Raw genomic sequence first — 8,369 nt, 5'->3', positions numbered from 1 at the left:
TCCTCCTTGTCCGGCTCGGTCGGGTTGACCCGGAACTGCTGGACGATGCCCGGCCAGATCATGCCGAGCAGCACCGCGCTCAGCGCGAGCAGCGCGAGCCCGACCGACGGCAGCAGCCAGGTGCGGCGCCAGACGTTGAGGAAGAACAGGAGTGCGCAGATCAGCGCGATCCCCATCAGGATCCCCTTGGCGGGGAGCACGGCGTTCTCGCTGGTGTACGTCATGCCGGTGATCAGGCCGCCGGTGTCGGTGACGAGGTCGAACCGGTCGAGCCAGTAGTCGGCGCCCTTGGCGAGCACGAAGATCCCGAGCAGCACCGAGAGCTGAACCTGGGCAGCACCGGAGAGCCGATCGGCCTTGGTCTGCAGCTGGATGCCGCCGTACAGATAGTGGACGATCGCCGCCATCAGCGCCGCGACGACGGTGAACGCCATCGCCGAGTCGACCAGGTAGTGGAGCCAGGGCAGCTCGAAGATGTAGAAGCCCTTGTCACGGTCGAAGAACTCGTCGGTCTCGCCGAACGGCACGCTGTTGCGCCACATCAGGAAGTTGCGCCACTGGCCCGAGGCGGACGTGCCCGCGAAGAGGCCGAGCAGCACCGTGACACCGACCGCCAGCCACACCCGGATCGGGTCGACGACCTCGCGATATCGGTCGAGACCCGCCTGCTCCGGCGAGGACATGCGGTACAGCGGCCGGAACCGGTGCGCCAGATAGATGTTGAGCCCGACGAACGCGGCCATCACGATGCCGAAGGCGGCGAAGAGGCTGACCCGGGTCCAGATCAGGGTGCTGAAAACCCCGCCGTACCCGATGCCGCGGAACCAGGCCCGGTCGGTCCAGAACGCCGAGAACGTGGTCAGCGCGAAGAAACCGACGACCAGGATGACCGCGGTGATGATGAGGGCACGCGACCGACGCGGCGGTGGGACCTCGGCAGGCTTGCGCTGCTGCTGCGGCCCGCTCCCCTCGTCGAACAGGTCACTCACCGGTCGTCCTCCTCGGTCACAGATCCCGCTCCGGGATCATCGTCGTGCACATCCTCCAGGGTGGCCGCAAGCAGCCGCACCAGCGCGGGCACCAAGTCGGCTCCGGTCACGACCGACTGGGCGTCGTCGTGGGCGCGCAGGCGCAGCGCACAGTACGTCGCACCGGCACGGGTCGCACCCGCCACGATCCGCACGTCCTGCCGGTCGGGGTGGGCGCGCGCGAACTCCTCTGCCTCGGCCGCGCTGGCGGGCAGCTCGGTGTCGGCACCGGGCGGCAGCACGAGCCGCTCGACCACGGCGGCGCAACCGGTGACGCCCTCGGGCCAGCTGATCTGCTCGAGCACCGCCTCGAGCGCCACCTCGGGCGGCAGCTGGTCCTGCTCCACGGGCGTCAGCGATCCGGCCGCGGAGCTGTCGTTCAGCCCGGTGGCGGCTGCGAGCGCCGGCTCGCGCTCGACCAGCCGGGCGGTGTCGACCAGCGCGTAGAGGCGGCTGGGCTGGTCCCAGCCCTCGTCGGCCACGTGGCCCTCGATCTCGAGCACCGCGGCAGCCAGGGCAGGATCCACGTCGAGGTCCCCGACCGGACCCGTCAGGTCGTCGGGCACGTCACTCACCGGCCACCCCCGCAGGCGCCTCGCACCGCGGCAGCTCGGCGTCGGGGTTCTCGGCGAACAGCTCCAGCGCGTCGACGGCCTCGCTCATCGTGGCGACCCGGACCAGCTCCATGTCGCCCTGCGGCGAGTCGTAGGCATCGTCACAGTTGTCGGCGGGCACCAGGAACAGGTCGGCGTCGGCGTCGCGGGCACCCGCGATCTTCTGGTCGATGCCGCCGATCGGGCCCACGGTGCCGTCGGGGTTGATGGTGCCGGTGCCGGCCACGATCTGGCCGCCCGTCATCGGTCCCTCGGTCAGGGTGTCGTAGACCGCGAGCGAGAACATCAGGCCCGCGCTGGGACCGCCGATGTCCTCGTCGATGCCGAAGGACACGTCGATCGGGAAGTCGTACGACGCGCGCATCTCGAACCCGAGCCGCAGCTGGCCATCGATCTCCTCGCGCATGATCGAGAGCGTGAGCCGTTCGTCGCCGCGCTGGACGCGGAGCTCGACCGGTTCGTCTGCGGGCGTGGCGTCGACCGCCTCACCCGCGCTCTGGATGCTGTCCACCGGCTCACCGTTGATGGCGAGCAGCCGGTCGCCCTTCTCGAGCTCACCCTCGGAAGGCGAGCCCGGCAGGACGTTGTGTATCACCGCCACCGACGGGACGTCGTAGCCGAGCTCGGTCAGCGCCACCGCGACCGCGGTGTCCTGCGAGGTCACCATCTGGAAGGCGCCCTCGGCCTGCTTCGACTCGTCGGTGTCGTCGGGCGCGTAGATCGCGTCGTACGGGTAGATGGCGTCGTCGCCGTCGATCCACGCCTCGAGCAGCCGGAACAGGTTGACGTCGGCCTGCGGCTCGGTGGCGTAGACGGTCGTGAACCGCAGCTCGCCCCCGTCGTGGAAGGTGTCGGCCCCCTCGATCGTGACGATCTCCTGGCCGTCCTCGGTGGTGCCGAGGATGTCCTGGGTCAGGCCGGGGGTGTAGATGACGTACGGGAGCGGCTCGCGCAGCGCGCCGAACCAGAGCACGCCCAGCAGCGCCGCGGCCAGCAGGCCGGCGAACATCCGCTGAGTCATGGCGCCTAGCCTCTCACCTGCGAAAAGTCAGGTGATCCGGTGGGTTCAGGCTCCGGGCCGGCGCGCTGCGCGGGACGGGCGTACGGCGATACCGGTGCTGCGATCGCGCGGCACGGCCGGCCGCTGCCGGACCATCCCCTTGTGCTCGCGCTGGAGTGCCTTCTCCAGCCGCGCGACCGCGACGTCGCGGTCGACCTCGCCGCGTCCTTCGCGACCCAGCCAGGCCACCCACAGCATCGCCACCACGGTGACGACGCCGGCCGGCACCAACCAGAGCAGGATGTCCACGCGACGAGGGTAGGTTCTAGACCGCGCCGCACGGTCAGGGCGCGCCGACCCACTCCTCGGTGCCGTCACCGAACCGCTGGTGCTTCCAGATCGGGACCTCGGACTTCAAGGTGTCGATCAGCGCCCGCGACGCGGTGAACGCCTCGCCGCGGTGGGCCGCGCTGGTCGCGACGACCACGGCGATGTCGCCGATCGCCAGCGTCCCGACCCGGTGGACCGCCGCGACGCCGGTCACGTCGTACTGCTCGGCGACCCGGTCGCAGACCTCCGCCAGCCTGGTCATCGCCGTGGGATGGGCCGAGTAGTCGAGGCCGTCGACCGACCTGCCGCCGTCGTGGTCGCGGACCCGGCCGACGAAGAGGGTGAGACCACCCGAGGCGTCGTCCTCGAGCGCCGCGACCACCTCCGCCACGTCGAGCGGCGTCTCGCGCAGGTCGACCAGCTTCACGGCCGCGTGGGACTCGTTCACGTTCCGACCCTATCCCCGCGCGAGATCCCCGCGCGTGTGCCCCAGAGTGCGCCAGGGCGCACTCTCAGGCACACGCGACGGGTCGGGTGGCTAGGGGGTTCGGCGTACGGTGGTCGCATGACGAACGATCCCGACGAGGGCCAGAACAACCCGTTCAAGGGCACGCCGTTCGAGCAGTTCTTCGGCATGCTGGGTGGATCGCCCGGCGCTGGCGGTGCCCCCGACCTGGGCGCGCTCTTCGGCCAGATCCAGGCGATGATGCAGCCCTACGACGGCCCGCTGAACTGGGACCTCGCCCTCGACCTCGCCCGCAAGCAGGCCGCGGCCACCACGGACCCGTCACCCACGCAGCGGCAACAGGACCAGGTCGCCGACGCGGTCCGGCTCGCCGACCACTGGCTCGACGAGGCCACCGACTTCCCCTCGGGCGTCACCTCCACCGCGGCCTGGAGCCGCGCGGAGTGGATCGTGGGCACCACCGACGTCTGGAAGGGGCTGGTCGAGCCGATCGCCGCGTCGTCGGTCAACTCGCTCGCCTCCGCGCTGCCCCAGGACCCCGCCATGGGCGGTGCGATGGGCGGTCAGCTTCTCGGCATGCTGCAGCGGGCGATCGGCGTGATGCTCGCCAACCAGATCGGCTCCGGGCTCGGTGCCCTGGCCGGCGAGGTGCTCACGGCGTCCGACATCGGGCTCCCGCTCGGCGCGCCCGGCAAGGCGGCGCTGGTGCCGGTCAACGTCGCGACGTTCGCCGAGGGGCTCGACGTCTCTGAGGACGACGTGCTGCTCTACCTCGCGCTGCGCGAGGCCGCCCACCAGCGGCTGTTCGCCCACGTGCCGTGGCTGCGCGACCACCTGATCGGCGCCGTCACCGACTACGCCCGGGGTCTCGAGGTCAACACCGCGAACCTCCAGTCGAGCATCGAGGAGCAGCTGCGCGGACTCGACCTGACCAACCCGGAGTCGCTGCAGAAGCTCACCGAGGGCGGCTTGTTCGACCTGCAGCAGAGCCCCGAGCAGGAGGCCGCGCTGCAGCGGCTCGAGGTGACACTGGCACTCGTGGAGGGTTGGGTCGACGAGGTCGTCGGCCAGGCCACAGCCGAGCGGATGCCGACCGCCGACAAGCTGCAGGAGGCCGTACGCCGTCGCCGCGCGTCCGGTGGTCCGGCAGAGCAGACGTTCGCCTCGCTGGTCGGCCTCGAGCTGCGGCCGCGCCGGCTCCGCGACGCCTCGACGCTCTGGGGGTCGCTGCGGACCCGGCAGGGCGCCGAGGCCCGCGACGGGGTCTGGATGAGCCCGCACCTGCTGCCCACGCCGGCCGACCTCGACGACCCGCTCGGGTTCCGGGAGGGCGCCAGCGCCGTGGAGCTCAGCGACGAGGAGTTCGACGCCGGGCTGCGCGAGCTGCTCGACGGCCCGTCGGACGACGACCACCCACAGGAGTGAGTCGACTTCACTCCGATGCGCTCGAGATGCTGCGGGCGTGGGAGCCGCCGACCGCCGAGCAGGCTGCGCTGCGTGACCGCTACGTGGCCCATCTGGAGGCGCGTCCCGATGGGATGCGGCGTACCTGCTATCCCGACCACCTGACCGCCAGCACGATCGTGCTCTCACCCGACGCCGCGGAGGTGCTGCTGACGCTGCACGCCAAGGCACAGCGCTGGTTCCAGCTCGGCGGACACTGCGAGGACGCCGACACCACGCTGGCCGGCGCGGCCGAGCGGGAGGCGATGGAGGAGTCGGGGCTCGCCGAGCTGCGGGTCGACCCGGTGCCGGTGCAGCTCAGCGAGCACGCCGTGCCGTTCTGTGATCCACGAGGCGGCGTCCAGCACCTCGACGTCCGGTTCGTGGCCGTCGTACCCGACGACGCAGAGCCGGCGGTCAGCGAGGAGTCGCTCGACCTGCGCTGGTGGCCGTCCGACGCGCTCCCCGACGAGGACCTCGCCGAGCTGGTCGAGCTGGCCCGCTCACGCGCCGCTCAGTCGACGTCCTCACCCGGCGGCGCGTCGAGGTGGGCGGCGGCGGACCAGCCCAGCAGGTAGCCCTTGGCCTTCTCGGCCTGCGGGTAGCGGTCGACCCAGGACCAGAACTTCGCGTCGTGGCCGGGCTCCAGCAGGTGCGCCAGCTCGTGGACCAGCACGTAGTCGACCACCCACACCGGCATGCCCTGCAGCCGGCTCGACAGCCGGATCGTGCGGTCGCCCGGTGTGCACGAGCCCCAGCGCGACGTCTGGTTGTCGACCCAGCGCACCGACTCGGGCTCCGCCAGGCCACCGAGGTGCCGGTCGCTGAGCCGCGCAGCGCGCCTCAGCAGGTCGTCGTCGGAGAGCCGCTTGCGCTGCTCGGACCGTTCGAGCCGCGCCACCATCGTCTCGACCCACTCGGCCTCCTGGGCGCGAGTCATGGTGGCCGGGATCATGATGACGATCCGGTCGCCGTCGCGGTACGCCGAGACCGTACGCCGCCGGCGGCGCGACCTGCGTACCTCCACGTCCGGGGCGGCGGACGTCTCGTCTGGCATGGATCGAACCTAGCCCTCCGGGTTCGCCCACGCGAGGAGCCGGTCGCGCGGCCAGGTGTTGACGATCCGGTCGGGGTCGATGCCGGCCGCCTCCGCGCGCTCGCAGCCGTAGTCGAGCATGTCGAGCTGGCCGGGTGCGTGGGAGTCGCTGTCGATCGAGAACAGGCAGCCGATGTCGCGGGCGAGCTCCAACAGCTTCGTCGGCGGGTCGCGCCGTTCGGGGCGCGAGTTGATCTCGACCGCGACGTCGTGCTCGACGCAGGCCTCGAACACCGCCTTCGCGTCGAACTCGCTGCTCGGCCGGACCCCCCGGTTGCCGGTGACCAGCCGGCCCGTGCAGTGGCCCAGGACGTTGGTGAAGCGGTTGCGGATCGCACCGATCATCCGCCGGGTCATCGGCTCCGGGTCCATCCGCAGCTTGGAGTGCACGCTCGCCACCCGCACCTCGAGCTGCGCCAGCATCTCGTCGGTCTGGTCGAGGGAGCCGTCGTCGAGGATGTCGACCTCGATCCCCTTCAGCAAAGTGAAGGCACCGTCGAGATGGGCGTTGACGGCTTCCACGACCCCGAGCTGGCGGGTGAGTCGCTCGGCGCTGAGCCCGTTGGCGACCCGCAGCCGCGGCGAGTGGTCGGTGAGCACGAGGTACTCGTGGCCGAGCTCGATCGCGGTGAACGCCATCTCCTCGATCGGGGACCCCCCGTCGGACCAGTTGGAGTGGCAGTGCAGGTCGCCCCGCACCAGGGCGCGCAGGTCACGTCCGCCCGAGGCGAGCGGACCGACGTGCTCCTGCTCGAGCTTCGCGAGCCGCTCGGGCATCACGCCGTGCACGGCGTCGGTGATCACCTTGCTGGTGCTCGGGCCGATACCGCTCAGCTCGGTGAGCGTGCCCGCCTCCACTCGCTCCGCGATCTCCTCGGCCGGCAGCGGCAGAATCGTCGCCGCGGCGGCGCGGAAGGCCTCGATCCGGCGGGAGTCCTCCCGCCCCCGCTCCATGAGGAACGCGATCCGGCGCAGGGCAGCGACCGGCCCCCCGTCGTACGACTCGCTCACGCGTCGAGGTTAACGCCCGTACTGCACGAATATTCGTCCACACCCGGTGGACGCCGTTTCCGCTGGTCAGACCCCGCTGGGCCCGGCCCTCCCCGGGCTGTCCACAGGCCCGTCCCCCGCCGCTCCACCGCTCCCGGCGACTCGTCCACATGGTTGTCCACAGCCTTGTCCACAGGGTGGGGCACCGCTGCGTTGACCCGGCTCCTCGCCCGCACCTAGCGTGAGCCGCGATGAGGCCCCCGGCCCCGTCGAGCGACATCGGCAAGGGGAAGGCAGGTGTCGCGAGGCGGGCCAGGGGCCTCTTCTCCTATCGCGGTGCCGCGATCGCCGTTTGGGCACAAACGGCGACGACACGCCGGGCAACCGGGCCGTATCTGCCCAAGCCTTGGCCGGACGCCGCTCAGCGGCCCTCGAACACCGGCGCTCGCCTCTCGCGGGCGGCCGCGATCCCCTCCTGCAGGTCAGCTGTGGCCAGGGTGACCGGCTGTGCCAACGCCTCCCACTGCAGGCAGGTCTCGAGGTCGTCATGCCCCTGCCGGAGAGCCAGCGTGGTGAGCCGGCTCGCGATCGGTGCGGTCGCCGCGATCTCCTCGGCCGTGGCCAGCGCCTCGTCGAGCACGGTCCCGGAATCGTGCACCCGCGACACCAGCCCGATCCGGAGCGCCTCGTCGGCGTCGACGACGCGTCCGGTGAGCAGCAGGTCGCGGGCGTGGGCAGGGCCGACCACGTCAGGCAGCAGGTAGGTCGCGCCCATCCCCGCGTGCATCCCCAGCCTGACGAACGGTACGCCGAGCCGGGCTCCTCGGTCGGCGTACCGCAGGTCGCAGGCGAGGGCGAGACACAGCCCGGCGCCGATGGCGGCGCCGTTGACCGCTGCGATGGTCGGAACCTCCAACTGCCGGATCGACAGCCACGCCCGGTAGAAGGGCAGCATCCGGCTGCGGAGCTGGTCGACGCCGGCGTCGGGCTCGCTCGCGATCCAGGAGGTGTCGCCTCCGGAGCAGAACGCCGAGCCGGCGCCCGTCACGACCACGGCCCGGACCGCGGGGTCGGTGGCGAGGAAGTCGATCGCGGCGGTCCACGAGGCCGTCATCTCCGCCGACATCGCGTTGCGCTGGTCGGGGTTGTCGAGGGTGAGGAGGGCGACGCCGTCGACCGGTCGGCTGAGCCTGAGGTGGCGGAAATCGGACGTGGAGTCGTTGTCGTGGTCGGGCTGCCGGTCGGCTTGGAGGTCGGACATGGCGGAAACCCTAGTGATCGAGCGATTTCACGCTCAGGGCGAGCCTCACGCACGCGTGTCCACGCTTGTCGTAGGGTCATACCGGTTCTGGGGCCAGCGGCTCCGGTTCCTCCGACGGGCTTCCCCAACCACCCCGTCGCG

At 71.4% G+C, this 8,369-nt stretch carries 10 protein-coding genes; 2 read left to right on the top strand and 8 right to left on the bottom strand.

What is annotated here, in order from left to right:
* The 5 genes from VFZ39_RS07270 to VFZ39_RS07250 all read right to left on the bottom strand — a co-directional run.
* The coding region (locus tag VFZ39_RS07270) for a UPF0182 family protein (protein ID WP_330865068.1) at nucleotides 1–989 on the bottom strand (989 nt) is incomplete at its 3' end.
* Nucleotides 986–1,603 (bottom strand): PPA1309 family protein, encoded by a 618-nt coding sequence (locus VFZ39_RS07265; protein ID WP_330865067.1) that lies wholly within the window; start codon nucleotides 1,601–1,603, stop codon nucleotides 986–988. The genes VFZ39_RS07265 and VFZ39_RS07270, both read right to left, overlap by 4 nt.
* Entirely contained in the window at nucleotides 1,596–2,663 is a 1,068-nt protein-coding gene (locus VFZ39_RS07260; protein ID WP_330865066.1) for a YlbL family protein, read from the bottom strand. Before VFZ39_RS07260 ends, VFZ39_RS07265 begins: the two co-directional genes overlap by 8 nt.
* Before the next feature lie 45 nt (nucleotides 2,664–2,708).
* Nucleotides 2,709–2,951 (bottom strand): hypothetical protein, encoded by a 243-nt coding sequence (locus VFZ39_RS07255; protein ID WP_330865065.1) that lies wholly within the window; start codon nucleotides 2,949–2,951, stop codon nucleotides 2,709–2,711.
* A 34-nt stretch (nucleotides 2,952–2,985) separates the two neighbouring features.
* Nucleotides 2,986–3,420 carry a molybdenum cofactor biosynthesis protein MoaE gene (locus tag VFZ39_RS07250; RefSeq protein WP_330865064.1) on the bottom strand — a complete coding sequence of 145 codons (435 nt, stop codon included), beginning with the start codon at nucleotides 3,418–3,420 and terminating at the stop codon, nucleotides 2,986–2,988.
* A gap of 117 nt (nucleotides 3,421–3,537) precedes the next feature.
* On the opposite strand from VFZ39_RS07250, the gene VFZ39_RS07245 reads away from it, so the two are divergent.
* Nucleotides 3,538–4,863 carry a zinc-dependent metalloprotease gene (locus VFZ39_RS07245; protein WP_330865063.1) on the top strand — a complete coding sequence of 442 codons (1,326 nt, stop codon included), beginning with the start codon at nucleotides 3,538–3,540 and terminating at the stop codon, nucleotides 4,861–4,863.
* Nucleotides 4,860–5,459: an NUDIX hydrolase gene (locus VFZ39_RS07240; protein WP_330865062.1), complete on the top strand. Its 600-nt coding sequence runs from the start codon at nucleotides 4,860–4,862 to the stop codon at nucleotides 5,457–5,459. The genes VFZ39_RS07245 and VFZ39_RS07240 overlap by 4 nt, the downstream gene beginning before the upstream one ends.
* On the opposite strand, the gene VFZ39_RS07235 is transcribed toward VFZ39_RS07240, so the two are convergent.
* From VFZ39_RS07235 to VFZ39_RS07225, 3 genes are all read right to left on the bottom strand, one after another.
* Nucleotides 5,396–5,938 (bottom strand): M48 family metallopeptidase, encoded by a 543-nt coding sequence (locus VFZ39_RS07235; RefSeq protein WP_330865061.1) that lies wholly within the window; start codon nucleotides 5,936–5,938, stop codon nucleotides 5,396–5,398. The two genes, VFZ39_RS07240 and VFZ39_RS07235, sit on opposite strands and share 64 nt — an antisense overlap.
* 9 nt (nucleotides 5,939–5,947) lie before the next feature.
* A complete protein-coding gene (locus tag VFZ39_RS07230; RefSeq protein WP_330865060.1) occupies nucleotides 5,948–6,988 on the bottom strand; it encodes a PHP domain-containing protein in 1,041 nt (346 codons plus the stop codon).
* Nucleotides 6,989–7,388: 400 nt separating this feature from the next.
* On the bottom strand, nucleotides 7,389–8,228 hold the full coding sequence (locus VFZ39_RS07225; RefSeq protein WP_330865059.1) for an enoyl-CoA hydratase/isomerase family protein: 840 nt from the start codon (nucleotides 8,226–8,228) through the stop codon (nucleotides 7,389–7,391).
* Nucleotides 8,229–8,369: the final 141 nt, after the last annotated feature.

It is taken from the genome of Nocardioides sp., from assembly GCF_036374615.1.
Taxonomy (GTDB): domain Bacteria; phylum Actinomycetota; class Actinomycetes; order Propionibacteriales; family Nocardioidaceae; genus Nocardioides.
The sequence above is the reverse complement of the archived record's forward strand: the minus strand, read 5'-3'. Positions and strand labels throughout refer to the sequence as shown.